This window comes from Vibrio sp. 10N.222.52.B7, assembly GCF_041474275.1.
In the GTDB taxonomy this organism is placed as follows: domain Bacteria; phylum Pseudomonadota; class Gammaproteobacteria; order Enterobacterales; family Vibrionaceae; genus Vibrio; species Vibrio crassostreae_C.
In genome coordinates, this window is record NZ_JBFRTU010000049.1 from 1 (window position 1) to 26,953 (window position 26,953).

A 26,953-nucleotide genomic window follows, 5' to 3' on the forward strand; every position below is an offset into this window, starting at 1 on the left:
TACGAGATACGAGATACGATCAGGATGTCTCTTAGTGAAATGAAGTTCAACATACTTCAACGCTAAATTGTATTGAGCTTCCCTAGAATACAGACGTAAAAAAACCGCTAGTTGCCTAGCGGTTTTTTTGGTTTAGCGAAACTTATTAAGCCAAGGCCTAAGGCATCTCGTCAAACTCTTCACCTTCTTTGTCCACTTGTGGTGGCATTAGGTGTTCACGCGTAATACCTAACTTCATAGCCAGTGCAGATGCAACGTAGATAGAAGAGTAAGTACCAACCGTAATACCCAGTAGAAGTGCAGTCGCGAAGCCGTGAATCATAGCGCCGCCCTGAACGAACAGTGCGATAACTACGAATAACGTGGTACCAGAAGTGATCAATGTACGGCTCAATGTTTGTGTGATTGAGCTGTTCAGTACTTCAGGTGCTTCACCCTTACGCATCTTACGGAAGTTCTCACGGATACGGTCGAATACAACAATGGTATCGTTGAGGGAGTAACCGACGACCGTTAGCAAGGCTGCTACGATGGTAAGGTCGACCTCAATTTGCATTAGAGAGAACACACCCAGAGTGATGATAACGTCGTGCGCCAGTGCTAATACTGCACCCGCAGCCAAACGCCATTCAAATCGCACTGATACGTAGATCAAGATACAGATAAGAGAAACTAGAATAGCAAGGCCACCCGCTTCTGTTAATTCGTCACCCACGTTAGGACCAACGAACTCGATACGACGCATTTCAACTTGCTCACCAGTACCATTCTCAATAGCAGAAAGGATTTGGTTACCAAGCGTTTCGCCCGCTACGCCATCACGTGGACGTAAACGAACCATCACATCACGAGCTGAACCGAAGTTCTGTACCGTTGCATCACCAAAGCCTTCGGCTTCTAGTGCACTACGAATATCAGGAAGGTGTGCCGGTTGTTCAAAACCAACTTCAATCAGAGTACCGCCAGTAAAATCTAGACCCCAGTTCAACGATTTCGTTGTTAGGGTGAAGATAGCAGTACCAATCATCAAGATAGAAAAAACAAAGGCAACCTTTGACCAACGCATAAAGTCGATCATTTTGTCTGCTTTTAGAATCTGAAACATATTAATTCCTAGCCTTAGATCGACAGTTTTTTAACGCGTTTGCCGCCATACATCAGGTTCACGATACAACGTGTTCCGATAATAGCTGTAAACATTGAAGTCAAGATACCGATAGACAGCGTTACCGCGAAGCCTTTGATAGCACCCGTACCCACAGCAAATAGAATGATTGCTGTTAGTAGTGTGGTGATGTTGGCATCGGCGATTGTGCTGAATGCGTTCGCGTAACCTTGGTGAATCGCTTGTTGTGGACTGCGTCCATCTCGAAGCTCTTCACGTATACGCTCAAAGATCAGAACGTTCGCATCAACCGCCATACCAACCGTTAATACGATACCGGCAATACCTGGTAGGGTCATGGTAGCCCCCGGAATCATCGACATAACACCGATAATCAACACCAAGTTAGCCATTAGCGCAACGTTCGCAATCAGACCAAAGCTACGGTAGTAAAGCAGCGTAAACAGCATTACAGCAGCCATACCCCAAACCATCGCCATGATACCCATATCGATGTTTTGCTGCCCCATAGATGGACCAATGGTACGTTCTTCTACAATCGAGATAGGCGCAATCAATGCACCAGCACGCAGTAGAAGTGCCAAGTTATGAGCTTCAGCCGTTGAATCGATACCAGTAATACGGAAGTTACGGCCTAGCGCAGATTGAATCGTCGCTTGGTTAATCACTTCTTCGTGCTTACTCAAGATAACTCGACCTTCCGGTGTTTTACGACCGCTGTCTTTGTACTCTGCAAATACCGTTGCCATTAGCTTACCGATATTCTGACGAGAGAATGCAGACATCTTGCTACCACCTTCGCTGTCTAGCGAGATGTTAACTTGAGGACGACCATATTCATCAACACTTGAGCTTGCATCAGTAATACTTGAGCCGCCTAGAATAACGCGCTTCTTAAGTACCACAGGACGACCATCACGATCTTGCTTGATTTCGCTACCCGCAGGAGCACGACCAGAAGCGGCAGCGGCTAAGTCAGCACTGCTATCCACTTCACGGAACTCAAGCGTCGCGGTAGCACCAAGAATTTCTTTAGCGCGAGCCGTGTCTTGAACACCAGGCAATTCCACTACGATACGGCTAGAGCCTTGACGTTGAACCAAAGGTTCAGCAACACCAAGTTCGTTAACACGGTTACGTAGAATGGTAATGTTTTGCTCTACCGCATAGTTGCGGATTTCTTGAAGACGAGCCTCTGTGAAGCTAGCAACCAAAGAAAAACGACCATTAGATTCAGAATCTACAAACGTCATGTCTTGGTGCTTAGATTGCAGTAGCGATTTCGCTTCAGCAAGCTGCTCGGCGTTACGTAGAATCACTTCAACCGCATCTTTACCAGATGGGCGAATTGCACGGTAACGGATTTTTTCTTCACGAAGTTCGCTACGGAACGCTTCTTCTTGTTGGCCAACCAGCTTTTGCATCGCAGCGTCCATATCCACTTCCATCAAGAAGTGAACACCACCACGTAGGTCAAGACCAAGCTTCATTGGTGCAGCACCAATAGATTCAAGCCAATCAGGAGTTGAAGCAGCTAAGTTTAAAGCAACGATTACGTCTTCATCTAATGCTTCAGTGATGACATCACGAGCACTAATTTGAGAGTCTGTATCGTTAAAGCGAACAAGAATGGAACCGTTTTCTAGAGCAACGGATTTAGTAGAAAGGTTTTCAGCTTCAAGAGCATTGGTGACAGCATCCAGCGTAGACATATCTACAGAGGCGCCGCGCGCCCCTGTAACTTGAACTGCCGGATCTTCACCGTATATATTCGGAAGTGCGTACAACGCAGCGATGGCGATAGTAAACACCACCATCAGGTACTTCCATAACGGGTAACGGTTTAGCACAGCGAGGATCCTCTAGCTGTTTATAGAGATTTCAGAGTACCTTTTGGTAGCACTGCTGTAACGAAGTCTTTCTTGATAACTACTTCGTTGTTTGCATTCAGTTCGATAGCAACGTAGTCGCTGTCTTCTGCAATCTTAGTGATCTTGCCAATTAGGCCGCCGCTTGTAAGAACTTCATCACCTTTGCCCATAGAAGACATAAGGTTCTTGTGCTCTTTAACACGCTTAGCTTGTGGACGGTAGATCATGAAGTAGAAGATCACAGCGAACATACCTAGCATGATAAGCATTTCGAAACCGCCGCCTGCTGGTGCACCTTCTGCTGCTGCGTGAGCTTGAGAAATAAACATTTAAAACATCCTCTATTTATATTTTCGTAATTGTTTGTCTAATTGGGTCGCATCCCTTTATTTTCAAGCCCCATCACTCGGAAGAGAGATAGGGCTCGCAAAAAAGAAATACTAAGATTCTTTACCTAGTGGTGGCACTTCACGCCCCATTCTTGCGTAGAACTCTGCAACGAACTCTTCAAAGCGGTCTTCATCGATAGACTGACGAATGTCTGACATTACTCGTTGGTAGAAACGCAGGTTATGAATCGTGTTCAGTCGAGCACCTAGGATTTCGTTACAACGATCCAAATGGTGTAAGTACGACTTGCTGTAGTTCTTACAAGTGTAACAGTCACACTCTGAATCTAGTGGTGTTGTATCGGTTTTATGCTTCGCATTACGGATCTTGATCACACCTTCAGTCACAAACAGGTGGCCGTTACGTGCATTTCGCGTTGGCATTACACAGTCAAACATGTCGATACCACGGCGAACACCTTCAACCAAGTCTTCCGGTTTGCCTACGCCCATTAGGTAACGTGGCTTATCTTCTGGCAGTTGAGGACATGTGTGCTCAAGAATGCGGTGCATATCTTCTTTTGGTTCGCCTACTGCTAGGCCACCTACTGCGTAACCGTCAAAACCAATTTCTGTTAGGCCTTTAACGGATACATCACGAAGGTCTTCGTACACGCCACCTTGAACGATACCGAACAGTGAGTTCGGGTTTTCAAGTTTGTCGAAGTGGTTACGTGAACGCTCAGCCCAACGAAGAGACATCTCCATTGAGTCTTTTGCTTCTTTGTGTGTCGCAGGGTAAGGCGTACACTCATCGAAGATCATTACGATGTCTGAACCTAAATCTTTTTGGATTTCCATAGACTTCTCAGCGTCCATGAAGATCTTGTCACCGTTTACAGGGTTACGGAAATGAACACCCTCTTCAGTGATTTTACGCATTGCACCTAGGCTGAATACTTGGAAGCCGCCTGAATCAGTCAGGATAGGACCGTGCCAGTTCATGAAATCGTGCAGGTCACCGTGCATTTTCATGATTTCTTGACCAGGACGTAGCCATAGGTGGAATGTGTTACCTAATAGGATTTCAGCACCTGTGTCTTTTACTTCTTCAGGTGTCATACCTTTAACAGTACCGTAAGTACCTACAGGCATGAATGCTGGGGTTTCGACGGTACCGCGTTCAAACTGAAGTTGACCACGACGTGCGCCGCTATTAGTTTTTTTAAGTTCGTATTTTAATTTCACGAAGCCTCCAATATGCCAGAGAAACAATCTGACTGTTAATTCAGAACCTTAGGCCAAACAAAAGTTCAGTCTAGTGGGTTCTATGAGGAGCGGTCGCGTATTCCTTGCGAGAGATTAGACAGACACCCTGCCCGACTCCTAGCTTACTGCTAGCACCCGTAAATTTTTGTATCGCTTAAACCAGCTTAAGTTAGCTCGTTTTCTTATTGATGAACATCGCATCGCCGTAGCTGAAGAAACGATATTCGCTCTTCACTGCGTGATCGTAAGCGCCCATCACATTATCGTAGCCAGCAAATGCACTCACCAACATAATCAGTGTTGATTCTGGCAAGTGGAAGTTGGTAATCAGGCAATCCACCAACTGGTATTCATAGCCAGGGAAGATGAAGATTTCTGTATCACCAAAGAAAGGAACGAGCTCGGTGCCTTTCTTCAATGCATCTTGCGCTGCACTTTCTAGTGAGCGTACTGATGTTGTACCAACAGCAATAATACGTCCGCCACGAGCTTTTGCTGCAGCTACGGCGTCAACCACTTCTTGCGGCACTTCAACGTACTCAGCATGCATGTGGTGATCATTGATGTTATCTACTTTTACTGGCTGGAACGTACCAGCACCAACGTGAAGCGTCACGTAAGCAAACTCAACACCTTTTTCTTTCATGTCGGCCATTAGCTTGTCATCAAAGTGAAGGCCTGCTGTTGGCGCTGCAACCGCACCCGGCTTTTCATTATAGACAGTCTGGTAGCGCTCTTTATCTGCATCTTCATCAGGACGATCGATGTAAGGAGGCAGTGGCATGTGACCAACACTGTTAAGAATCTCTAAAACGCTTTGATCGGATGTGAAATGGATTTCGAATAACGCATCGTGACGCGCCACCATTTCAGCTTCATATTCATCGTTCTCACCAAGGAACAACTTGGTACCCGGCTTCGGTGATTTAGAACAACGAACATGCGCAAGAATGCTTTTCTCATCAAGCATACGTTCAACCAGCACTTCAAGCTTACCGCCTGATGCCTTGCGACCAAATACACGAGCTGGAATCACTCGAGTGTTATTGAAAACAACAAGATCGCCTGGCTCAACCAAGTCTAAAACGTCTTTAAACGAACCATCAGCTAGGTTACCGCTGTTGCCATCTAATTTAAGCAGGCGGCTTGCTGTACGCTCCTCTTGAGGGTAGCGAGCAATGAGTTCATCTGGTAGGTCAAAGTGAAAATCTGAAACTTGCATGTGTCTAGTCTTGTCTTAGTTGATGAGATTTGTGCCGTTGACGAATCATAAATCGTAGTTGCTGGATAATCGTTACGGTAAGTCAATCGTTACCAGAAACACATCGCAAACACGACTAAAAATTTCGCAGTGGGCTAGTATAGGCACACGAGCCGCAATAGCAAGGTTTACAGCACTGGATTATTGTAAAGAGGCGTAAAATGATGCGACTGATTCACCTCCTCAAGCTAAAGAATTAGTTGCATAAAACTCACCCAAGAATGCGTCAGATCTCAGTTATTTTTTGGATAAAAAACTATAGTAATAGCAACAAATAAAAAAGAAGGAGGTTCGTATGATCAAGGTTGAAGATATGATGACTCGCAACCCTCATACCCTATTGCGCTCACACTCACTGGCCGATGCTAAGCACATGATGGAAGCACTTGATATCCGCCATATTCCGGTCGTCGATTCCGACAGGCAACTACTAGGTGTCGTCACACAACGAGACGTTCTCGCCGCTCAAGAATCCAGCCTACAAAACATCCCACAAGCTCAATCTTTTACTCTTGCTACTCCCCTCAACGACATCATGCACAAAAGTGTTATGTCGGTAGAGCCGCGTGCAGGATTAAAAGAATCGGCTATCTACATGCAGAAACATAAAGTGGGCTGTTTACCTGTCGTAGAAAACCACGAACTAGTAGGCATTATTACAGACAGCGATTTTGTCACGATAGCGATCAATTTACTGGAGCTGCAAGAAGAAGTAGAGCCAGAAGAAGCAGAAGTAGAGTAACGCTCGGAATTGATATAAAGAAGAGCGGCCAATTCAGCCGCTCAGAGGGATTGTTGTCGCAGCGGATTATTATAGAAGCTCAGATACCACATCCGCTAATTGATGGAATGTCTCACGACGCGAAGAGCTTGGTCGCCAGACAAGGCCAATATCTCGGTAGGCCTGCTGACCAGGAGGATCGATCACAACGAGATTCTGGTTTTCCAATAAACCGTGGTCGATCGCCATTTGCGGAATAAAGGTGGTTCCTAAACCATTGGCCACCATTTGCACCAATGTGTGAAGGCTCGTCGCTGTGAACGGGTTTATCTTCTCTTTATCCGTTAACTTACAAGCCGACACAGCATGCTCTGTTAAACAGTGCTCGTTCTCCAACAAGAATACAGATTCGTCGGGCAGGTCATCGTATTTAATCGGAACACGAATACCGTCAGCTTGATTGCGACTTATCACCATACGGAAAGGGTCTTGCCCAACAACTTGGCTTTCCATATTGTCGATATCGACAGGCAGAGCCAGAATCAGTACATCTAAGTCTCCATGACGCAGCGCAGCCAATAGGTTGGTTGTTGTGTCTTCACGTAACAATAAATTAAGCTGAGGAAAGCGTTGGTTGGCCTCTTGTACCAAATCACACAGAAGGAATGGCGCAATGGTAGGGATACACCCGACTCTTAGCTGCCCTTGCATCGCGTCTCCATTACATAGATTTCCAAGTTCGACAAGATCTTGCCCTTTCGCCAATAGCTCTCGACCGTGCTTGACCACCAGCTCACCTGCTTGCGTGAAAACCAGCGGGCTCTTTTTATCTTTCTTCTCATAAAGCGGGCAACCAATGAGTTCCTCTAGGTTTTGAATGCCTTTACTTAACGTAGATTGACTGACGAAACAGCGATCAGCGGCATCACTGAAATGACGAGTTTCGTGAAGAGTAACAAGATAGTGAAGTTGCTTAAGACTTGGCCATTTATTCATGAAATTACTTTGTAATATGAGTAGGATAAGTTACGTAAAGGTCATAAGACCTAAGGACAGGACAAAGAATAAGCTTATCGCTTTTTTCGATTAACTTAATCTATTTAATTCGCTTTTTTCTATAGTACCGATTGTACTATAGTTTGTCGCGTAGAAACGGAGCCCAAACAAAGATGTGTTGGGCCAACTAATTTTTTAGGAGATTCCAAAATGGTACTAGTAGGTCGTCAAGCCCCTGACTTTACTGCAGCAGCTGTTCTAGGTAACGGTGAGATCGTTGATAACTTCAACTTCGCAGAATTCACTAAAGGTAAGAAAGCTGTAGTTTTCTTCTACCCACTAGACTTCACTTTCGTTTGTCCTTCAGAGCTAATCGCTTTCGACAACCGTCTAGAAGATTTCCAAGCTAAAGGCGTTGAAGTAATCGGTGTTTCTATCGATTCACAATTCTCTCACAACGCATGGCGTAATACTGCTATCGCTGACGGCGGTATCGGTCAAGTTAAATACCCTCTAATTGCTGACGTTAAGCACGAGATCTGCAAAGCATACGATGTTGAGCACCCAGAAGCAGGCGTTGCTTTCCGTGGTTCTTTCCTAATCGACGCTGACGGTCTTGTACGTCACCAAGTAGTTAACGATCTTCCACTAGGTCGTAACATCGACGAAATGCTACGCATGGTAGACGCACTAAACTTCCACGAGAAGAACGGTGAAGTTTGTCCTGCACAATGGGAAGAAGGTAAATCAGGTATGGACGCATCTCCAAAAGGTGTTGCAGCATTCCTATCTGAGCACGCTGACGACCTAAGCAAGTAATTATCTCTTAAGCCCGAACTCAACGCGGGTTAATGGTTGGAAGACTCTCTATAAAGAGACATAAAGCATAAGCTAATAGCGCAAAGCGCACCGCCAATCAGTTAAGAAGTAAAGTCCTATTAAAAGCCCGAAGTTAACGCTTCGGGCTTTTTGTTTTCTCCCTAGACTGTTTCTTATATACATAATTGAGGTAGTTCTAAACCCAAACTTTACCTCTATTTTCCTCCGCTACAACCTATTCATGTCCGTATCTAGATTGCTATTATTTCATCAGTATCTTTTTGAACGGATAAACAAGATGAACACCGAAATTGAAGTCTGTATCGATAACTTAGAATCTCTTCATAACGCACTATCTGGTGGCGCGAATCGAATTGAGCTTTGCTCTTCATTGGCACTTGGCGGATTAACTCCAAGCTTCGGAATGATGAAGCAAGCGGCAATAATTTCGTCCGTTCCTGTCTACGCTATGATAAGACCAAGACAAGGCGATTTCATTTTCAATAACGACGATATGCTCTGTATGCTTGAAGATATTGAAGCTTGTGCAAATGCAGGATTGGATGGGGTCGTACTTGGTGTGTTAGCGCCGAACGGAAGTATCGATATGCCAAAAATGCAACAACTGGCTGACAAAGCGCACTCGTTAAAGCTTGGGATTACCTTCCACAGAGCCATCGATCAAAGCTCTGATTTCCAAGCAGCATTAGAACAAATCATTACACTTGGATGCGAAAGAGTCCTGACATCAGGGCTTGCTGCTAATGCTGAGCAAGGTATCGATGTATTGGCTGCAATGGTCAAACAAGCCGATGGACGAATTGATATCATGGCGGGGGCTGGCGTTAACGCTGCGAATGCTAAAATGATTCAAAGCGCTACCCAAGTACCTGCTCTTCACCTTTCAGGTAAATCAACAAGACCGAGCCTAATGGAAAACAACTCGAGTGCTCAAATGGGCAATGATGATATTGATGATTATCAGATCCCAGTGACAGATGCGAGTAAGATATCTGATGTGAGAGCCGCCCTCACCGCTTAGGGCAATAATCGCCAGCATAAATCCAGAGAACCTCGCTGACTAATCTAACTGACTGACGTATATTAGATTTAATAGCGCAGAAAATTTTCATGGATAGATATGGCTAAAGACTTATTCAGCTCTCTTGATTTAAACCTGTTACGAAGCAAAACATGTTTGGAAGAAACCAAATCCACGGCTTTCAGGCTGAAATTGGCGTGGCAAGTTATGACGGTACGAAAACGCGCTCAGGCGAAGTAGAAGAGAAAACAACACATGGTATAAGCCTAGGCGGGGCCTACGTTTACCAAGCGACACCAATGCTTGGATTACGTGCTGGTGTTGATATGAATATTTTTGATCACAACAAAACCTTTGTGCCTTACGACACAACGGTCAATTTCAATCTTGGTGCCATTATTAGCTTCTAAAGATAAACGCTATTTTAGTGCGTCATCAAGGCTTTGATCGCCGAGGTGACGTACATCTTTACCCTTCACAAAGTAAATAATGTATTCGCAGATATTCTGGCAGCGGTCTCCGACTCGCTCGATCGCACGAGCTGACCACATCACCTGCAAAATATTGGGAATGTTCTTAGGATCTTCCATCATATAGGTCATTAACTGACGAATAACGGCCTCGTACTCCGCATCCAACTTATCATCAAGCTTGTGAACTTCTGCTGCTGCATCAACATCCATACGAGCAAAAGCATCTAATACTTGGTGAAGCATGGTGATTGCCTGACGGCAAAGGGGCTCTAACGAAACATGGAATTTCTGCTCTTTGGTTGAAGGGATCTCAATAGCACCTTGCGCAATTTTAGAAGCAACATCGCCAATACGTTCCAGATCGGTAATCGTTTTGATGATCGCCATAATCAAACGCAGATCTTTCGCTGTCGGCTGACGCTTTGCAATAATTCGAGTACACGCCTCATCAATCGACACTTCCATCGCATTAACTTTATGGTCATCACGAATCACTTTTTTAGCCAATTCAACATCGTCTTTATGAAGCGCCTGCATTGCAAACGAGAGTTGCTGCTCCACTAACCCGCCCATGGTCAATACATGAGTACGGATCGACTCTAACTCGACATTGAATTGCCCTGAAATGTGGCGACCGAAATGCATACTTGCTCCTTGAAAGAAATGAAGAAAGCCATTTTTGTAGAGTGACTTAGCTCTAGATGACACCTTTGTAGAGGTTAGCCATATCTACCAGTAATGTAGTCTTCCGTCTGGTTTTTCAATGGAGACGTAAAAATTGAGTCCGTATCTGAGTACTCGATCAATTTTCCCATATGAATAAATGCAGTATGGTCACTTACACGCGCGGCTTGTTGCATGTTGTGGGTAACAATCACCACTGTGTATTGCGTTTTTAGATCGTTGATCAACTCTTCAATCGTCAAAGTAGAAATAGGATCCAGTGCCGATGTCGGCTCATCTAACAAAAGCACTTCAGGCTCAATAGCAACCGCACGAGCGATAACCAAACGCTGCTGTTGACCGCCAGATAAACCAAAAGCGTTCTCATGCAAACGGTCTTTCACTTCATCCCATAACGCAGCAGCACGCAGAGAGCGTTCAACCGCATCATCGAGATCTCGGCTGTTGCTAACGCCTTGTAGCCTCAAGCCATAAACCACATTCTCATAGATAGATTTAGGAAAAGGGTTTGGACGCTGGAATACCATACCAACACGGCGTCGTAAGGTCGCGACATCTACCTTGGGATGATAGACATTCTTACCATGAAGCTTCACTTTCCCGGAAACCTTACAGCCTTCAACAAGATCGTTCATGCGATTAATGCAGCGCAGCAGAGTCGACTTACCACAGCCAGAAGGGCCGATAAACGCCGTCACCTGCCCCTTCGGGATCTGCATCGAGATATCATCAAGTGCTTGGCTCTCTTTATAGTAAAGATTTAGCCCTTCAATCGAGATAGCAATTTGCTCATCCTTCAGGTTGTGAACATCAAGTGGTGCTTGGTAACCCAAGGTTTCATTAATCGAGAACATCTAATCTTGTCCTAAGGTTCGGTATTTTTCACGCAAGTTATTACGGATATTGATGGCTGTTAAATTCAACCCAACAATCACCGTAACCAATAAAAATGAAGTCGCATACACTAAAGGTCGTGCCGCTTCGATATTAGATGTTTGAAAACCAACATCATAGATATGAAAGCCTAAATGCATGAACTTTCTGTCTAAGTGTAGGTACGGGAACTGACCATCAACTGGCAAGCTGGATGCTAATTTCACAACACCCACCAGCATGAGTGGAGCAACTTCCCCCGCGGCTCTCGCGATTGCCAAAATTAAACCAGTGATAATCGCTGGGCTTGCCATCGGTAAAACAATGCGCCAAAGCGTCTCAAATTGAGTCGCACCAAGCGCTAATGAACCGTGCCTCACTGCACTAGGAATGCGCGTTAAGCCCTCTTCAGTGGTTACGATAACGACTGGAAGCGTCAAGACCGCTAAGGTTAGTGCTGACCAAAGTAGACCCGGCGTACCAAATGTCGGAGCGGGTAATCGCTCTGCATAAAACAACGTATCAATCGAGCCACCAATGGTATAGACGAAGAAACCTAAACCAAAAACGCCATACACGATCGAGGGTACACCCGCCAAGTTAATCACGGCGATACGAATTAAACGTGTTAGTGCGTTGTTTTTTGCGTATTCATGAAGATATATCGCAGCGACCACGCCAAGCGGCATCACGACGATCGACATGAGAATAACCAGCAAAACGGTGCCGAAGATCGCAGGAAACACACCGCCTTCAGAGTTTGAGTCTCGCGGATTCTCTGATAAGAACTTCCAAACTTGTTTGCCCCAGTGCCCAACCTTTTCTAGGTAAGACATATTATTCGGGTACCAATAATCCAGAATGTGACTTAGCGAGATCTCGACCAGCTCGCCTGTCATATCCTCAACCAGCAAGCTTTCGACATTAAGCTGCGTTCTAAGGTGCTCAAGCTTAACTTCGGCTTCATCCAACTGGCGATTTAATTCCAGTTTAGTTTGAGTATAGGTTGTAAGGTATTCATCGCTCACTGACTCATTGAGTTCAAGCTTACGCTTTTCTAAGCGCAGGTTTTCCAATTGCCAGCTGATATTGCGTATTTCTTGGTTCACAACACGCGACGTTTCTTTACGTAACGTATCAGCGAACGCCAAACCTTGTTCGAGCTTTTGGTCTATGTTCGAGTCAAAAGTGCCAGAAGCAGTTTTAAAACCCACCGGCTTACCAAAGAAGTAGCCACCTCGACTTCGTTCAATCACAACCCAATCAAGCGGGGTGGTGGGTTCACGTAAGTTAACATCCAGAATAGAAACAAAGTCCGCAGGGTACAGTTCTCTGTTAGCAACTTTGATGCTTAAGCGCTGTATCAGCCCAGTCGACAAATTTTGAGGAGACAAAAGGTCATGGACTTGTGGAACTTGCTCTATCGGGATGTATTTTCGTTCATATAACTGACCAACCAATACATCTTGTTTTGATACGGTTTCGTCAAGATCGACCACTAGCGATAAGTCTTTGGAGTCAACTTGCCATTGATACAAAGGTGCGGGCCAAAAATAGGTTAAGCCCTTCCAACCAATCAGCAGCATTAGGCCAAGAACAGAAAGCATACTGATGCTCACCGCCCCGCCCGTAAGCCAGATCCACGGAGAGCCCGATTTAACCCAAGATAATAATGACTTCAGTTTATTCATCATGATCGACCTTGCTCTTGGCGTGCTGAAATCAAGGAGCTGCAAAGATCAAGAGACACGCTAGTCAAGCCACTAAAAGCCATTGATACACATTGAGGCAAACCTTTAAAACTACAGCGCACGATATTTATCTCTCAGTCTTTGTCTAACCCACTCAGCAACTGAGTTCACCGCGAATGTAAAGATAAACAGCAAGAGTGCAGCCAAGAACAGCAAGCGGAAATGAGAACCACCCACTTCTGATTCTGGCAGCTCAACAGCAATCGTTGCCGATAAAGTTCTCATCCCTTCCAAAACATTCCAGTCAAGAATTGGGGTGTTACCTGTCGCCATCAAGACGATCATGGTTTCACCAACTGCTCGCCCTAGGCCCATCATAACCGCAGAAAAGATACCTGGACTCGCCGTCAATAGCACCACATAAATAAGCGTCTGCCACGCCGTCGCACCCAACGCTAATGACCCATCAGACAAATGTTTAGGTACAGAGAAAATAGCATCTTCAGCAATAGTGAAAATCGTTGGGATGACCGCAAAGCCCATAGCAAAACCAACCACCAGCGCATTGCGTTGGTCAAAGTCGATGCCATAGCTGGCCAAGAAGGTACGAATATCACCACCAAACAATAAGGCTTCAATGTTGCTTCCACCAGCAAACACAGCAACTACTGTAACCACCAATACTGGAATCAATATCAGCGCGTGCCAACCATTAGAGAAGCGACCCGTTACCATCTTCGGTAAACAGAACCAAACAAGTCCAGTCAACAGTGTGCTCAGTGGTAATAACACCATTAATGAGAAGACAGCTGTTAAATGTGTCTCAACGATTGGAGCAAACCAAAGCCCAGCCAAGAATCCGATGATCACGGTCGGAAGAGCTTCCATCAGCTCTATCGAAGGCTTCACGACTCTTCGCATACGTGGAGACATGAAGTATGCGGTATAGATAGCTCCGAGCACAGCAACCGGCACGGCAAACATCATCGCAAACAGAGCGGCTTTAATAGTACCGAACGTGATAGGTACTAAACTGAATTTTTCTTCAAAGTCATCGTTCGCCGACGTTGATTGCCAAACGTATTGCGGTTCAGGGTAACTTTCATACCAGACCTTTTGCCAAAGCGATGAGAATGAGATTTGTGGGTATTCATTATCGACTTTAGCCACACTGATGGTGCCATCAATCAAAGTCGCCAGATGCAGTTCATTAGCAGACATAGCGGCTAGTTGTGGTGATTTATCAAAGGCTCGTTCAAACAAAGACAGCTTTTCACTGGTCGTATAGTGGCTTTGTAATGTGCCGTTCTTATAGAAGCTATAAAAACCCTTTCTATAAGTATCAGGAAGAATAAATTGCACTTGTTCAGCAAGTTGGAAGTCTCGAATATGGGTCAGGCTACGTTTTTCATTTTTGAGTACATCGAACCATTGAGAAACCTGTCCGTCCTCATGCGTAACCAACAACGAGTATGCACCAGAAAGTAAATCGATGCTTTTCACGGAATGTTTCGCATCATTCAAGCTAAGATCAATCACTTCACGAACATCAAAACCGTTATCTGATAGTTTCAAAACAACCAAATCCGATTGTGCTCGTAGGTATAAAGTTTGCCCATCAGGTGTGACAAGCAGTTGCTGTTGCAAGCCCAGCTTATCCGATAGCCATTGGCTCTTCTGAAAAACATACTGACCAGTAAGGTCACTCTGATACCACTTAACCAAGACTCGTTGGTCACTTAACTGAGCGGCAACCGTAATCCCACGTCCATTTTTAGAGAACGCGAATTTGTCGATCGTCGCCCCATTTGATGATTCATCATTTAAAAACGGTTCAGGGAGAGTGATTAGCTCAATTTTAGGCTCGGCTTCGCTGCCCTTTTTCAGCACAGGCGCACTATACTCAGGATAGAAAAAAGTAAGATTGCTTGCGCTGTCGGCAAAGGCAAACCAGTTTTCAGATGGGGTGTTTCGAGAAAAGGCGATGGGGTTGGCTACAACATCACGCTCAAAGTAAGAGTGTGTATTTTGAGACTCTAAATCCCAAAACTGTACCAAACCGGATTTTTCGATAGTAAATGCATGTTGACCATATTCATCAACCGATAAGACGATAGGCTTTTCTACGGCAACGGTCTTTACGGCTTGGTCTGTCTCTAAACCAGTATCAGAAAATACCGGTAAAATGACCATCGCCAAGTAAACAAAGATCAATACTAGGGCAGCTAGAACACTGACCGCGCCACATGTCACCGAAAAACGGACGAGACGATCTTTCAACCATCTTTTTTTGTCGCGCTCTTTCAATGAAAATTGGGCTGAAGCCATCTGTTTATCTACCTTTTTTTAGCTACTGACATAATATGTACGTTACATGACAATTATATTACAAGTTACGTTAAACAACTGAAACTAATAACAAGTTTGTTAGCCATATTTCTTAAAGTAAGATCATAGATTTTGTGAATTTTGCCATTCTAATTTAAAGTAATCAGCTCTATAGCCAGTACTCAAGGATTCTCATCTCGATGGAAAAAGACTATGTCACAAAAGAACTTAGCTGGTTATCCTTCAACGAAAGAGTGCTCCAAGAAGCGGCAGATAAGTCAGTTCCCTTAATCGAAAGAGTTCGTTTTTTAGGTATTTACTCGAAAAACCTCGATGAGTTTTACAAAGTCCGATTTGCTGATGTGAAGCGAAAGATCTTACTTCAAGATCCACAGCTAACCTCCAACTCGCCGAAAAGCCTACTAACTCAAATGCAGAGCAAAGCAAGCAAGCTCGATGCTCAATTCCATGAACTGTATAACGACTTGCTACTGGAATTGGCACGCAATCGTATTTTTCTGGTCAACGAACAGCAAATCAGCGAAGAACAAAGTGGCTGGATAAAAAAGTACTTTAAGAAAAAAGTGCTGCCACGCTTAACACCGCTTCTCTTGAACGAAGATAGCCAGTTACTCAATATTCTCAAAGACGAACAAAGTTACTTAGCCATCGACATCGAGCGTGAGGCATCTTCTCAATATGTCTTACTCGAAATCCCATCAGAGGCACTCCCTCGATTTGTTAAGTTACCGGAAGCTTCGGGTTCGCAGCGTACAACTTTGATCTTGTTAGATAATATAGTTCGATTTTGTTTGGATGACTTGCTTAAAGGATTCTTTGAGTATGACTCATTGCGTTGCTTTGCGATAAAAATGACACGTGATGCCGATTATGATCTGCAAGAAGACAACGAAAATAACCTATTAGAATCGATGTCATTAGGTTTAGAACAGCGCTTAACGGCACTGCCGATCCGTCTGATCTATGAGTCAGAGATGCCCGCTGAAATGCTCAACTTCTTACAAGTCAGACTTAAACTATCTGACTATGACAGTGTCATTGCGGGTGGTCGCTATCATAACTTCAAACACTTCTCTGAGTTCCCAAGCCTTAATCGACGTGATTTAGTTAATCGTCCACTACCCGCGATTAAGTGCGCGCATTTCAGCCACTACCCTAACTATTTCGAAGCGATCAAAGCTCGTGACATCTTGTTGCATTACCCTTATCACACCTTTAATCACATCACTGAACTCGTGAGGCAGGCTTCCTTTGACCCCAAGGTAACCTCCATAAAAATAAACATTTACCGTGTTGCAGAAGGCTCAAAACTCCTCAGCTCGATCATCGATGCGGCGCACAATGGCAAAAAAGTCACTGTGGTTGTCGAGCTGCAAGCCCGCTTTGATGAGCAAGCCAATATTCAATGGACCAAGAAACTTCAAGAAGCGGGTGTAAAAGTCATTCATGGCATCCCTAGTTTGAAGATCCATTCCAAGCTGCTGCTCATCAAACGAAAAGAAGGCAAGCATACAGAGCATTATGCCCATATTGGCACTGGCAACTTCCATGAAGTTACAGCGCGCGTGTATACCGATTTTTCTCTGCTCACTGCGAATGAAGATTTGACTCAAGAGGTGAGGCAAGTCTTTAAGTATATTGAAAATCCTTATCAAAAGTCACAGTTCAAACAACTGATTGTGTCACCGAAGAATACAAGAAAACGTCTGTACCAATTGATAGATAATGAAATACAAAATGCGATAGAAGGTAAGCCTGCGAGCATCACTCTAAAACTCAACAACTTGGTCGATCGAGAGATCATTGAAAAGCTCTATCAGGCCAGCCAAGCCAATGTAAAAGTGAGAATGGTGATTCGCGGCATGTGCTCTCTTGTCCCTGGCATACCCAACATCAGTGACCATATTGAGATAATCAGTGTGGTCGATCGTTTCCTCGAACACCCTAGAGTGATGATATTTGGTAACGCTGGAAAGCCGAAAGTCTATATATCTTCCGCTGACTGGATGACACGAAACTTTGATCACCGCATCGAAGTTGCAGCCCCAATTTTAGATCCAAAGATCAAGCAAACCATTATCGATATCACCGAGTTTCATTTCGATGACAGCAACAAAGCTCGAGTACTAAACCAATCGATGAGCCACCCTTACATACAACCACCAGCAAACCCACTTGATTACCCGACGTCACAACTCTCCACTTACCACTATATTAAACGTATGGAGAAACTTGCTCGCAAGAAGTACAAACAAGAGAAGAAATCATGCCGCTAATTGATAACAAACATTCTCGATGTATTGCCGCTATCGACTTGGGTTCGAACAGCTTCCATATGGTGGTTGCCCGAGTATTCGATCAACACCTGCAATTAGTCAGCAGGCACAAACAGAAAGTGAGATTAGGTGATGGATTGGATGAACATAACGTCCTATCCGAAAGCGCTATCGAACGAGGTCTAGAATGCCTCAAGGTGTTCGCAGAGCGACTAGCGGATTTTGAACTTGATGATGTCAGAGTTGTTGCGACTCATACCCTAAGAAAAGCCAAAAACGCTAAAGACTTCTTAGAGCAAGCCAAACCACTGTTTCCTTTTCCAATAGAGATCATCTCAGGTCAAGAAGAAGCTCGAATAATCTATAACGGCGTAGAACACACTCAAACCGCTTCTGAATCTAAGTTGGTTATTGATATCGGTGGAGGGAGTACCGAACTCGTCGCCGGACAAGGCTTTACCCCCCTGATTATGCGCAGTTTACCGATGGGGTGCGTCAACTTCACTCAACGCTATTTTGCTGACGAAGGGCTAACTTCACAGCACTTCTCAGATGCTTATACTGCAGCTACTCGTCTATTGATGCCATTGATTGAAGAATACACAAAAGTCCCTTGGGAGATCGCTTTTGGCTCATCTGGAACCACGAAGTCAATAAAAGAGGTACTCATTGGCTTAGGGTTCACCGATGGTCTCATTACGCCACAACGCCTGTCCTATTTAAAGAATCACTTATGTGAGTTTTCATCATCCAACACCTTAAATCTTGCAGGCTTAAGTGATGAGAGAAAGCCGGTGTTTGCAGCAGGCGTCACCATTCTTTCAGCAGCCATGGATACTTGGGACATCAAGGAGTTACATTTTTCTGATGGTGCTCTGAGAGAAGGCGTTCTTTATGACATGGAGGATCGGTTTAAAGATATTGATGTTCGAACAAGAACTGCCGAAACGCTCGTCTCTCGATACCATGTAGACGTAACTCATGGCGAGAAAGTCAAAGTACTCGCCCTTGCATTGCTGAAACAAGTACAGCCTCAAGTGACAACTGCGGTCACTAATGAGCTGTATGATCTGCTTGGTTGGGCTGCAGTACTTCATGAGGTAGGACAAAGCATTGCATTCCAAGGCTATCACCGCCATTCGGCTTATCTGCTTAAGCATACGACAATGCCAGGCTTTAATACTGAGCAACAACGCCTTATATCAGCATTGGTTCGCTATCAAAGAAAAGCGCTCAAACTACAAGATTTGCCGGAACTTTCTCTGTTTACTCAGCAACAAGTCACCCTGCTGATTCGTATATTGAGACTCGCTATCTTACTCAACCGTCAGCGAAATCAAGCACTGGCCCCAGACGTGACTCTAACGATTGAACAACAGGATAACTGGGAATTGAAAGGAACTAACAGCGATTGGTTGGCCCAAAACCAACTGCTTGATTATGAGCTCAGAGAAGAGCAACAACGTTGGAAAAATGCAGAATGGTCGTTGCAGCTAAAATAACGAACAGTCAAAATAAAAACAGCTTGCGACGCGCAAGCTGTTCATACGTTTTTTTCTAAGTTTGTCGTAGCCTGAATTAGAGCCCGACTTTTGCCAACTCTTGCTCTGCGAACTCAGACGGTATCGCTAAATAACCATCTTTTTCTACAAGCTCTTGTCCCTGCTTTGAGAATACAAAAGTAAGGAACTCTCTCTCAACCGGAGAAAGTGGTTTATCCGGATGCTTATTCACATACACATAGAGAAAACGAGATAGAGGGTAATCACCACTCAAGATATTCTCACGCGTAGGCTCAACATAATTAGAGCCGTGCTCTGCAATAGGAATCAGCTTAACACCTGCTACGCGGTAGCCAATGCCCGAGTAGCCAATCCCACTGATGGATGAAGCGACCGACTGAACGACTGAAGCCGAACCAGGTTGCTCATTCACACGATTTTTAAAGTCACCGCCGCACAGTGCATTCTGTTTGAAGTATCCATAAGTCCCCGATACAGAATTGCGACCGAACAATTGGAATCGATGTTTCGCCCATGGCTGATCGATTCCGAGATCTTGCCAGTTATTGAGGGGCCTTGTTGCTCCGCAGCGTAATGTCTCAGAAAAAATGCCATCAATCTGACGAAAGTTAAGCCCTTCAATAGGATTATCTCGGTGGACAAACAGCCCGATTGCGTCAATAGCGACTCGTAATGCAGTTGGCTTATAACCATGCTCTCTTTCAAAGGCTTCCACTTCACGTAAACGCATTGGTCGGCTCATAGGACCAAGGTGAGCAGTCCCTTCCGTCAATGCAGGAGGCGCAGTAGAAGAGCCCGATGCTTGGACCTGAGCGTTCACATTCGGGTAGTAGGATTTAAACTCCTCTACCCACAATGTCGTCATCCCAGCCAAAGTATCAGACCCGACCGATAACAAGCTTCCAGAGATACCAGGAACTTTGGAATAATCAGGCAATGACTCAACACTCTGCTCAGCGAAGCTTGGACACGCCAATACCATCGCTAACAGTGAACCAATTGGCAAACGCATCCTGCGTATTAAGTCACTCATGACACAGTCAATCGGTTTGGCAACGTGAAATGGAAACGACTGCCGACGCCCACTTCACTTTGAATTTCGAGATGTGAATCGTGGTGGCTAAGCGCATGCTTTACAATCGCTAATCCAAGACCACTACCACCGGTATCACGAGAGCGGGCTTTATCTACACGATAGAAGCGCTCTGTGAGTCGATGTAAGTGTTGAGGCTCAATACCATCACCAGTATCTGACACATCTAAGCACGCGCCTTGGCTGGTTTGATACCAACGCACTTTGACCGTTGCACCTGCGGGTGTGTATTTAACCGCGTTATAAACCAAATTCGATATCGCACTTCTCAATTGGTCTTCATCGGCAAGAACTCGTAGGCTCTTATCGATATCAAACTCAAGCTTATGTTCGCGCTCACCGCTAAGGCTCGCCGCTTCTTTCTCAAGAACCTCAAGCATCGCCGGAACGTTGACCACTTCATCCAACTCATGCATTGGCGCCGCTTCAATTTTCGAAAGCGTGAGTAGTTGATTAACCAAACTGTTCATTCGATTGAGCTGCTCAGTCATTACGCCATGCGCCTTGGTCCACATTGGGCCAACGATCATGTCTGGATCTTCGGTCATTTCAAGGTAACCTTGAAGGACGGTCATCGGCGTACGCAATTCATGAGAAACGTTAGCGAAGAAGTTACGGCGCATGCCTTCTAACTGCTTAAGCTGGGTCACATCACGTACCACCATCAGGTGTTCACCCTCGGTATACGGCACAATACGCAGCTCGAGCATACGCTCCACATTCAATGGAGAAGGCATCTCTAATGGCTCAGAGAAATCTTGCTTATTAAGGTACTTAATAAAATCTGGAGTACGAATCAAATTCGAGATCGGTTGACCTGAATCATCTGGCCAACGAAAGCCCAGCAAATACTGAGCTAGCTTGTTACACCAAACGATATTGCCTTCACCGCGAAATACCACAACGGCATCGGGAAGCGATTCTGCACCGTTACGGAAACGGCGGATAAGGTTAGTCAGTTCTTTGCGTTTGCGACGCTGTCTCTGCTGCATACGATAAATACCGTTAAACAGAGATTCCCAGTTCCCAGAGCCTGAAGGTGGAGTTAGACGCTTCTCATCCCACAGCCATGCGGACAAACGCATTTGGTTGTGTAGATGCCAGCCGAGCTGCAATACCGTAGCAGCCAGCAGCAACCAAGGTAGGTAACCGAATATCCATCCGACTAAAACCCATGGTGCGTAAAAAAAAGCCAGCTCCCAAGCCAGCTTTTTCCAGGTTAACTTTTCAACCATTCAGGACTCCGTAAACTGGGCAGCGAAGCCACATTAAGCCTTTGTAGAAAAACGGTAGCCAGCGCCACGAACCGTTTGGATTAGCTTATCGTGACCTGCAGACTCAAGCGCTTTACGCAGGCGTCGAATATGTACATCAACCGTTCGGTCTTCAACGTAAACATTGGTACCCCAAACGTTGTTAAGCAGCTGCTCTCGGCTGTACACACGCTCTTGGTGAGTCATAAAGAAATGCAGCATTTTGAACTCTGTTGGTCCCATATCAACTGGACCTTCGCTTGCGGTAACACGATGAGATACTGGGTCTAGCTTAAGACCTTGTACATCAATCACATCTTCTAGTGCAGTAGGCGTTACACGGCGGATAACCGCTTTCAGGCGAGCAACGAGCTCTTTGGGTGAAAATGGCTTGGTGATGTAATCATCAGCACCCACTTCTAAACCACGCACCTTATCTTCTTCTTCGCCACGAGCCGTTAGCATCACCACTGGGATGTTGCGAGTTAACTCTTCACGCTTCATGTGCTTGATAAAGTTTATCCCGCTACCACCAGGTAGCATCCAATCTAGTAATACTAGATCTGGGAAAGGTTCACATAGCTTGTTTACCGCTGTATCGTAATCTTCAGCCTCTACTGCTTGGTAGCCTTTTTGTTCAAGTACAAAACACAGCATCTCACGAATAGGTGCTTCATCTTCAACGACCAGAATCCTTCTCGACATAATTGAATAGCCTTAGTATTTAATCAACGCATTGCATTATCTGGTTTAATTATGACACTTTTGTGACCTTTGAAAACAAATTTTCATATAACTGTCTCAAACATTTCACTTTTAATTTTTATTGCAGGTATAAGACAAATGGATCGAAATCTCCTATGATGAGCGTCTTCAGATAAAGGTATGAGAAATATTTATGTGGTTTAAGAATTGCCTCGTCTATCGCTTTAATCGTGATATAGACTTCAACGCAGATCAGCTAGAGAAACAACTTGAAGAGTTCCGTTTTACCCCTTGTGGTAGCCAAGACAAACAGAAGTTTGGTTGGGTAAATGCGATGGGTAGACACGGCGATATGATGACGCACGTATCAGAAAACCGCATTCTCATCTGTGCAAAGAAAGAAGAGAAAATGCTTCCTGCTTCTGTTATCAAAGATTCATTGAATGCAAAAGTAGAAACGCTTGAGGCAGAGTCTGGTACTCCTCTAAAAAAGAAAGAGAAAGACAGCCTAAAAGAAGACATCATCATCGATCTTCTTCCTCGTGCTTTCAGCCGCAGTAACTTCACTTACGCACTGATCATGCCGAAAGAAGGCTTTATTGTTGTTGATGCTAGCAGCTACAAAAAAGCAGAAGACGTATTGGCATTACTACGTAAAACTATGGGTAGCCTGCCAGTAGTGCCTGCTATTCCAGAGCAAGCAATTGAAACAACTCTGACAGAATGGGTGAAATCAGGTGATACGCCTCAAGGTATCACTATGCTTGATGAAGCAGAGCTAAAGTCTATTCAAGAAGACGGCGGCATTGTTCGAGTTAAGAAACAAGAACTAGAAGCTGATGAGATTAAGAACCACATCGAAGCCAATAAGATGGTGACGAAACTTCTTATCAACTGGCAAGACCGTATTGAATTCATTCTTGCAGAAGATGGCAGCATCAAACGCCTAAAATTCAGTGATGAGCTCAAAGACGAAAACGACGATATTCCTCGTGAAGATCAAGCTGCGCGTTTTGATGCGGACTTCTCTCTACTTTGTGGTGAGTTCAGTGTTTTCCTTCCAAACCTATTTGAATCATTAGGCGGGTTAACTCAACCTAACGCTTAATCAGTCAAACTATAGGCTCAGGTGCTAACGGTATCTGAGCTTATTTCTCACTAAGTTCTCACTTATATCTGCCTCTAGACCCTCTTGTTAATGTCATTGCTATCTTTAGGGCTATCAACCAAACTCATTTTAGCGTAAAATTTGCGCCCCTTTGATATCACTTGGTGGTATCAACCTGACTTGAGATCAGATTAGAGAACGAAGCAATGACTACACAAAAACCATTTGTACCTGAACTATTATCACCGGCAGGAAGCCTCAAAAACATGCGTTACGCATTCGCCTACGGCGCAGATGCAGTATACGCAGGCCAGCCACGTTACAGCCTTCGTGTTCGTAACAACGAGTTCAATCACGAAAACCTACAAATCGGTATCGATGAAGCTCATGCTCAAGGCAAAAAGTTATATGTTGTATGTAACATTCAGCCGCACAACTCTAAATTAAAAACATTCATTCGCGACCTCAAACCAGTTGTAGACATGGGCCCTGACGCGCTTATCATGTCAGATCCTGGTCTTATCATGATGGTTCGTGAAGCATTCCCTGAAATGCCAATCCATCTTTCTGTTCAAGCAAACGCAGTAAACTGGGCGACCGTTAAGTTCTGGTCAACTCAAGGCGTTGAGCGTGTGATCTTATCTCGTGAGCTATCGCTTGAAGAGATCGAAGAGATTCGCGAACACTGCCCAGAAACAGAGCTAGAGATCTTTGTTCACGGAGCTCTTTGCATGGCTTACTCAGGCCGTTGTCTGCTTTCTGGTTACATGAACAAGCGCGATCCAAACCAAGGTACTTGCACCAACGCTTGCCGCTGGGAATACAAAACAGAAGCAGCGAAAGAAGACGAAAACGGTCAGATCGTTGAAGCAAACCCTACTGGTGTTGCTATTCAAGAAGTAGAAACGCAAGACATTGAAGTTCAAGATGAGCGTCCAGACAACACACTAGGCCTTGGTAAACCAACAGACGAAGTGGTTCTGCTTTCTGAATCACACAAGCCAGAAGAGAAAATGGCAGCGTTTGAAGATGAGCATGGTACTTACATCATGAACTCAAAAGACCTTCGTGCAATCCAACACGTTGAGCGCCTAACGAAGATGGGTGTTCACTCTCTGAAGATTGAAGGTCGTACTAAGTCTTTCTACTACTGTGCACGTACTGCTCAGGTTTACCGTAAAGCTATTGACGATGCAGTGGCAGGCAAACCATTCGATGAAAGCCTAATGGGTACACTAGAGAGCCTAGCTCACCGTGGTTACACTGAAGGCTTCTTACGTCGCCATACACACGATACATACCAAAACTACGAGTACGGTTACTCTATCTCTGACACTCAACAGTTTGTTGGTGAGTTCACAGGTAAGCGCCGTGGTGACCTAGCGGAAGTAGAAGTGAAGAACAAGTTCCTAGTAGGCGACAGCTTAGAAATGATGACACCGAAAGGTAACGTTGTTTTCAAACTAGAAGTTATGGAAAACCGCAAATCTGAAGCGGTCGACGATGCGAAAGGTAACGGTCACTTTGTATTTATTCCTGTACCAGCAGATCTAGATCTAGAGTACGGCTTGCTGATGCGTAACTTGAGCGAAGGCCAAGATACACGTAACGCATCAGGCAAATAATTTTTACTTAAGCGACTTACTTGAGAAGAAAATAATGGCTCTGTTAATTACTGACAAGTGCATAAACTGCGATATGTGTGATCCTGAATGCCCAAATGGTGCAATCACTATGGGCGACAGCATCTTCGAGATCGATCCTGATTTATGTACAGAGTGTAAAGGTCACTATGAAAAGCCAACATGCCAGTCAGTGTGTCCGATTACAAAATGCATCATCACTGACCCAAACCATATTGAAACTGATGACGAGCTACTTGAGAAGTTTGTTATCATTCAAGGCTTGACCTAAAAGAAGAAAGGTTCAACTTAACCATAAGTTGAACCTTTTTTTTCATCCTGATTTTCCGATTGGATAAATATTGCAGAAGAGCTCTTTTTCAAATTGATATTCGAGTCGTTCTCGCCAGTTTATTGATTGAGCTATAGGAACAAGATAAAAGTTTTCCCTGCTGGTATCGGTCACAAATGCCATTCCATACTGCATCAATTCATAGTGAACATCATTTACGAAACTAGGGTCTAAACGTTGTCTGCCTGTTAGCTGATTGATGTCATCTCTTGAAATTGAAATACCCGAGCTTTCAGCGTTGAACCTATGTCTTAACCATTCTGAAAATTCCTTCGCACAAATCATAGTCATAGTCTTATCCTTGAATTATCTATCGACGGGTATCAGACTCTGATTTCGCATACTGCATATAAGCCGCATCTTTCACCCCAAAACACTCAATCCCTGACCAAACCTTGTCAAATTCGCCATCGCCCTTGCTGATACCGTTATTGCTTTTATTAATATCAAACGATGTTCTTAATCTCGTGTTTATAAACTCTAGACAAAAGTGTGATATTTCTCCAGTTTTAGAGCCGAAAAAACCAGTGGCAGTACCACTGTAAAAAGCCTCGATGAACAGGATTACTTATTCGATATCAAGGCCAAACACTGACTTGGCATCACTTTAACTTTTTTCTTTTTCTTAGTTTTCGCTACTTTTTTAGGAGGTGGAACTGGAACAGTCTTTGGAGCCCAACTTGCAAGTTCATCTCCACAACCGTCACCTTTAGGAGGGCTCGCTTGAGCTATGCAGTTTGAACTGCCTTCAGGACACTTTAAACGAACGTGGAAGTGGGAGTGGTGTCCCCACCAAGGTCTTATTTTGCCTAACCAAGCTCTATCATTAGCGTCAGAGTTTTCTTGTTCACAAAGGGTTTGCTTGATCACTGGATGAACAAAAATACGCACCACTTTTTCATCTTTCGCCGCATAACGAATAACTTGAAAATGATCATCGGTCCAATTCGATTCACGCAATTTGTAGTTGGTAAGATCCACAACGCTCACAGGTTTAGGCACAGCTAATTCGTTCTCTGACAACCTCTTACTGGTTAACCTTAGCCATATATCAATATCTAACCCTGTTTGATGACTTGAATGACCTGAAGAAAAGCGCCCTCCTCTGGGAAGAGAAATATCACCGATCAATAAATTAGTATTGAGCTTCTCGCTGGTCGTGACTCCTAACCTCTCAATAAACTTTATAGCTTCTGTATGGCCATAGTAGCGCTCTCTTTGAGGGCGAATGATCTGATACCCCAAACCATTAATAGGCAAAGCCTGCGCGCCGTCTAGACAGCCATTGGCATAGCTTCCAATTGATGAGGGTGAATTTTTAGTAGGGTGACTCTCTTTTTCCCACGAAGTTGCTGATAGAGAAAATGAACAAAAGAATACAACCAGTGCAAAAAAGAACCTCATAATAATCCCAAATTACTGACGCTTACTCATTATATTAGTCGCCATTTAGGATTAGGTGCATATCGTACTTAAGTTTTTGGTGGTAGCTAGTGAATTATACCAATTAAAGTAAA

23 protein-coding genes and 1 pseudogene are annotated in these 26,953 nt (G+C 44.5%); 9 read left to right on the forward strand and 15 right to left on the reverse strand.

Going from position 1 to position 26,953, the window contains the following annotated elements:
- Positions 1–157: 157 nt before the first annotated feature.
- The 5 genes from secF to queA all read right to left on the reverse strand — a co-directional run bounded on the left by secF (position 158) and on the right by queA (position 5,817).
- Positions 158–1,105, reverse strand: coding sequence for a protein translocase subunit SecF (gene secF, locus AB4512_RS13940; protein WP_017062837.1), 948 nt, complete (start codon positions 1,103–1,105; stop codon positions 158–160).
- A 14-nt stretch (positions 1,106–1,119) separates the two neighbouring features.
- A complete protein-coding gene (gene secD, locus AB4512_RS13945; RefSeq protein WP_102320714.1) occupies positions 1,120–2,976 on the reverse strand; it encodes a protein translocase subunit SecD in 1,857 nt (618 codons plus the stop codon).
- A gap of 20 nt (positions 2,977–2,996) precedes the next feature.
- Entirely contained in the window at positions 2,997–3,326 is a 330-nt protein-coding gene (gene yajC / locus AB4512_RS13950) for a preprotein translocase subunit YajC (protein ID WP_010440492.1), read from the reverse strand.
- 111 nt (positions 3,327–3,437) lie between these two features.
- Positions 3,438–4,574, reverse strand: a complete 1,137-nt coding sequence (gene tgt / locus AB4512_RS13955) for a tRNA guanosine(34) transglycosylase Tgt (protein ID WP_017056177.1) — start codon at positions 4,572–4,574, stop codon at positions 3,438–3,440.
- A 190-nt stretch (positions 4,575–4,764) separates the two neighbouring features.
- Positions 4,765–5,817, reverse strand: a complete 1,053-nt coding sequence (gene queA / locus AB4512_RS13960; protein WP_017062523.1) for a tRNA preQ1(34) S-adenosylmethionine ribosyltransferase-isomerase QueA — start codon at positions 5,815–5,817, stop codon at positions 4,765–4,767.
- 334 nt (positions 5,818–6,151) lie between these two features.
- On the opposite strand from queA, the gene AB4512_RS13965 reads away from it, so the two are divergent.
- Positions 6,152–6,598 carry a CBS domain-containing protein gene (locus tag AB4512_RS13965; protein ID WP_017062524.1) on the forward strand — a complete coding sequence of 149 codons (447 nt, stop codon included), beginning with the start codon at positions 6,152–6,154 and terminating at the stop codon, positions 6,596–6,598.
- Between the two features lie 69 nt (positions 6,599–6,667).
- Here AB4512_RS13965 and AB4512_RS13970 read toward each other — a convergent pair whose 3' ends face one another.
- Positions 6,668–7,573 carry a hydrogen peroxide-inducible genes activator gene (locus AB4512_RS13970; RefSeq protein WP_017062525.1) on the reverse strand — a complete coding sequence of 302 codons (906 nt, stop codon included), beginning with the start codon at positions 7,571–7,573 and terminating at the stop codon, positions 6,668–6,670.
- Positions 7,574–7,783: 210 nt separating this feature from the next.
- Between AB4512_RS13970 and AB4512_RS13975 the strand changes: the two genes are divergently transcribed.
- The 3 genes and pseudogenes from AB4512_RS13975 to AB4512_RS13985 all read left to right on the forward strand — a co-directional run.
- Positions 7,784–8,392 carry a peroxiredoxin C gene (locus AB4512_RS13975; RefSeq protein WP_017062526.1) on the forward strand — a complete coding sequence of 203 codons (609 nt, stop codon included), beginning with the start codon at positions 7,784–7,786 and terminating at the stop codon, positions 8,390–8,392.
- 298 nt (positions 8,393–8,690) lie between these two features.
- Complete coding sequence (locus tag AB4512_RS13980; RefSeq protein WP_102320717.1) at positions 8,691–9,434, forward strand: copper homeostasis protein CutC; 744 nt, start codon at positions 8,691–8,693, stop codon at positions 9,432–9,434.
- A 146-nt stretch (positions 9,435–9,580) separates the two neighbouring features.
- Positions 9,581–9,844, forward strand: a pseudogene (locus AB4512_RS13985) (hypothetical protein); the annotation flags it as partial.
- 9 nt (positions 9,845–9,853) lie between these two features.
- On the opposite strand, the gene phoU reads toward AB4512_RS13985, so the two are convergent.
- From phoU to AB4512_RS14005, 4 genes are all read right to left on the reverse strand, one after another.
- Positions 9,854–10,552, reverse strand: coding sequence for a phosphate signaling complex protein PhoU (phoU, locus tag AB4512_RS13990; RefSeq protein ID WP_009848270.1), 699 nt, complete (start codon positions 10,550–10,552; stop codon positions 9,854–9,856).
- A gap of 74 nt (positions 10,553–10,626) precedes the next feature.
- The gene (gene pstB, locus AB4512_RS13995; protein ID WP_009848269.1) at positions 10,627–11,445 is read right to left on the reverse strand and encodes a phosphate ABC transporter ATP-binding protein PstB; all 819 of its coding nucleotides are present in this window, start codon (positions 11,443–11,445) and stop codon (positions 10,627–10,629) included.
- The gene (gene pstA, locus AB4512_RS14000) at positions 11,446–13,155 is read right to left on the reverse strand and encodes a phosphate ABC transporter permease PstA (RefSeq protein WP_048608162.1); all 1,710 of its coding nucleotides are present in this window, start codon (positions 13,153–13,155) and stop codon (positions 11,446–11,448) included.
- Positions 13,156–13,266: 111 nt separating this feature from the next.
- A complete protein-coding gene (locus AB4512_RS14005) occupies positions 13,267–15,483 on the reverse strand; it encodes an ABC transporter permease subunit (RefSeq protein WP_372175066.1) in 2,217 nt (738 codons plus the stop codon).
- 200 nt (positions 15,484–15,683) lie between these two features.
- Here AB4512_RS14005 and ppk1 point away from each other — a divergent pair, with 200 nt between their 5' ends.
- Together ppk1 and ppx are read left to right on the forward strand one after the other, a co-directional pair.
- On the forward strand, positions 15,684–17,780 hold the full coding sequence (ppk1, locus tag AB4512_RS14010) for a polyphosphate kinase 1 (RefSeq protein WP_372175067.1): 2,097 nt from the start codon (positions 15,684–15,686) through the stop codon (positions 17,778–17,780).
- Complete coding sequence (gene ppx, locus AB4512_RS14015) at positions 17,771–19,282, forward strand: exopolyphosphatase (protein WP_372175068.1); 1,512 nt, start codon at positions 17,771–17,773, stop codon at positions 19,280–19,282. Before ppk1 ends, ppx begins: the two co-directional genes overlap by 10 nt.
- Positions 19,283–19,358: 76 nt before the next feature.
- Here the strand turns inward: ppx and AB4512_RS14020 are convergent, their stop codons facing one another.
- Genes AB4512_RS14020 through phoB form a run of 3 tightly spaced genes read right to left on the reverse strand, consistent with a single transcriptional unit; the run spans position 19,359 to position 22,354 of the window.
- A complete protein-coding gene (locus AB4512_RS14020; RefSeq protein WP_008223911.1) occupies positions 19,359–20,315 on the reverse strand; it encodes a PstS family phosphate ABC transporter substrate-binding protein in 957 nt (318 codons plus the stop codon).
- A 17-nt stretch (positions 20,316–20,332) separates the two neighbouring features.
- Positions 20,333–21,631, reverse strand: a complete 1,299-nt coding sequence (gene phoR / locus AB4512_RS14025) for a phosphate regulon sensor histidine kinase PhoR (protein WP_004740365.1) — start codon at positions 21,629–21,631, stop codon at positions 20,333–20,335.
- A gap of 33 nt (positions 21,632–21,664) precedes the next feature.
- Positions 21,665–22,354: a phosphate regulon transcriptional regulator PhoB gene (phoB, locus tag AB4512_RS14030; RefSeq protein WP_004735064.1), complete on the reverse strand. Its 690-nt coding sequence runs from the start codon at positions 22,352–22,354 to the stop codon at positions 21,665–21,667.
- Between the two features lie 193 nt (positions 22,355–22,547).
- Here phoB and rdgC point away from each other — a divergent pair, with 193 nt between their 5' ends.
- The 3 genes from rdgC (at position 22,548) to AB4512_RS14045 (ending at position 25,376) form a co-directional block, all read left to right on the forward strand.
- On the forward strand, positions 22,548–23,462 hold the full coding sequence (rdgC, locus tag AB4512_RS14035) for a recombination-associated protein RdgC (protein ID WP_372175069.1): 915 nt from the start codon (positions 22,548–22,550) through the stop codon (positions 23,460–23,462).
- 206 nt (positions 23,463–23,668) lie between these two features.
- Positions 23,669–25,087: a tRNA 5-hydroxyuridine modification protein YegQ gene (gene yegQ / locus AB4512_RS14040; protein WP_017062848.1), complete on the forward strand. Its 1,419-nt coding sequence runs from the start codon at positions 23,669–23,671 to the stop codon at positions 25,085–25,087.
- A gap of 34 nt (positions 25,088–25,121) precedes the next feature.
- Positions 25,122–25,376: a YfhL family 4Fe-4S dicluster ferredoxin gene (locus AB4512_RS14045; RefSeq protein WP_004735061.1), complete on the forward strand. Its 255-nt coding sequence runs from the start codon at positions 25,122–25,124 to the stop codon at positions 25,374–25,376.
- A 42-nt stretch (positions 25,377–25,418) separates the two neighbouring features.
- On the opposite strand, the gene AB4512_RS14050 is transcribed toward AB4512_RS14045, so the two are convergent.
- Both AB4512_RS14050 and mepA read right to left on the reverse strand, forming a co-directional pair.
- Entirely contained in the window at positions 25,419–25,727 is a 309-nt protein-coding gene (locus tag AB4512_RS14050; protein ID WP_017062536.1) for a hypothetical protein, read from the reverse strand.
- 273 nt (positions 25,728–26,000) lie between these two features.
- Positions 26,001–26,840, reverse strand: coding sequence for a penicillin-insensitive murein endopeptidase (mepA, locus tag AB4512_RS14055; protein ID WP_029235577.1), 840 nt, complete (start codon positions 26,838–26,840; stop codon positions 26,001–26,003).
- Between the last annotated feature and the right edge of the window lie 113 nt (positions 26,841–26,953).

Coding starts and splice junctions, on each gene's coding strand:
- AB4512_RS14020 (WP_008223911.1), bottom strand. CDS start 20,315: ATGCGTTTGCCAATTGGTTCACTGTTAGCGATGGTATTGGCGTGTCCA.
- mepA (WP_029235577.1), bottom strand. CDS start 26,840: ATGAGGTTCTTTTTTGCACTGGTTGTATTCTTTTGTTCATTTTCTCTA.
- AB4512_RS14050 (WP_017062536.1), bottom strand. CDS start 25,727: ATGACTATGATTTGTGCGAAGGAATTTTCAGAATGGTTAAGACATAGG.
- secF (WP_017062837.1), bottom strand. CDS start 1,105: ATGTTTCAGATTCTAAAAGCAGACAAAATGATCGACTTTATGCGTTGG.
- yajC (WP_010440492.1), bottom strand. CDS start 3,326: ATGTTTATTTCTCAAGCTCACGCAGCAGCAGAAGGTGCACCAGCAGGC.
- AB4512_RS14005 (WP_372175066.1), bottom strand. CDS start 15,483: ATGGCTTCAGCCCAATTTTCATTGAAAGAGCGCGACAAAAAAAGATGG.
- pstA (WP_048608162.1), bottom strand. CDS start 13,155: ATGAATAAACTGAAGTCATTATTATCTTGGGTTAAATCGGGCTCTCCG.
- phoU (WP_009848270.1), bottom strand. CDS start 10,552: ATGCATTTCGGTCGCCACATTTCAGGGCAATTCAATGTCGAGTTAGAG.
- yegQ (WP_017062848.1), top strand. CDS start 23,669: ATGACTACACAAAAACCATTTGTACCTGAACTATTATCACCGGCAGGA.
- pstB (WP_009848269.1), bottom strand. CDS start 11,445: ATGTTCTCGATTAATGAAACCTTGGGTTACCAAGCACCACTTGATGTT.
- ppx (WP_372175068.1), top strand. CDS start 17,771: ATGCCGCTAATTGATAACAAACATTCTCGATGTATTGCCGCTATCGAC.
- phoR (WP_004740365.1), bottom strand. CDS start 21,631: ATGGTTGAAAAGTTAACCTGGAAAAAGCTGGCTTGGGAGCTGGCTTTT.
- AB4512_RS13970 (WP_017062525.1), bottom strand. CDS start 7,573: ATGAATAAATGGCCAAGTCTTAAGCAACTTCACTATCTTGTTACTCTT.
- AB4512_RS13975 (WP_017062526.1), top strand. CDS start 7,784: ATGGTACTAGTAGGTCGTCAAGCCCCTGACTTTACTGCAGCAGCTGTT.
- AB4512_RS14045 (WP_004735061.1), top strand. CDS start 25,122: ATGGCTCTGTTAATTACTGACAAGTGCATAAACTGCGATATGTGTGAT.
- AB4512_RS13965 (WP_017062524.1), top strand. CDS start 6,152: ATGATCAAGGTTGAAGATATGATGACTCGCAACCCTCATACCCTATTG.
- ppk1 (WP_372175067.1), top strand. CDS start 15,684: ATGGAAAAAGACTATGTCACAAAAGAACTTAGCTGGTTATCCTTCAAC.
- rdgC (WP_372175069.1), top strand. CDS start 22,548: ATGTGGTTTAAGAATTGCCTCGTCTATCGCTTTAATCGTGATATAGAC.
- phoB (WP_004735064.1), bottom strand. CDS start 22,354: ATGTCGAGAAGGATTCTGGTCGTTGAAGATGAAGCACCTATTCGTGAG.
- AB4512_RS13980 (WP_102320717.1), top strand. CDS start 8,691: ATGAACACCGAAATTGAAGTCTGTATCGATAACTTAGAATCTCTTCAT.
- queA (WP_017062523.1), bottom strand. CDS start 5,817: ATGCAAGTTTCAGATTTTCACTTTGACCTACCAGATGAACTCATTGCT.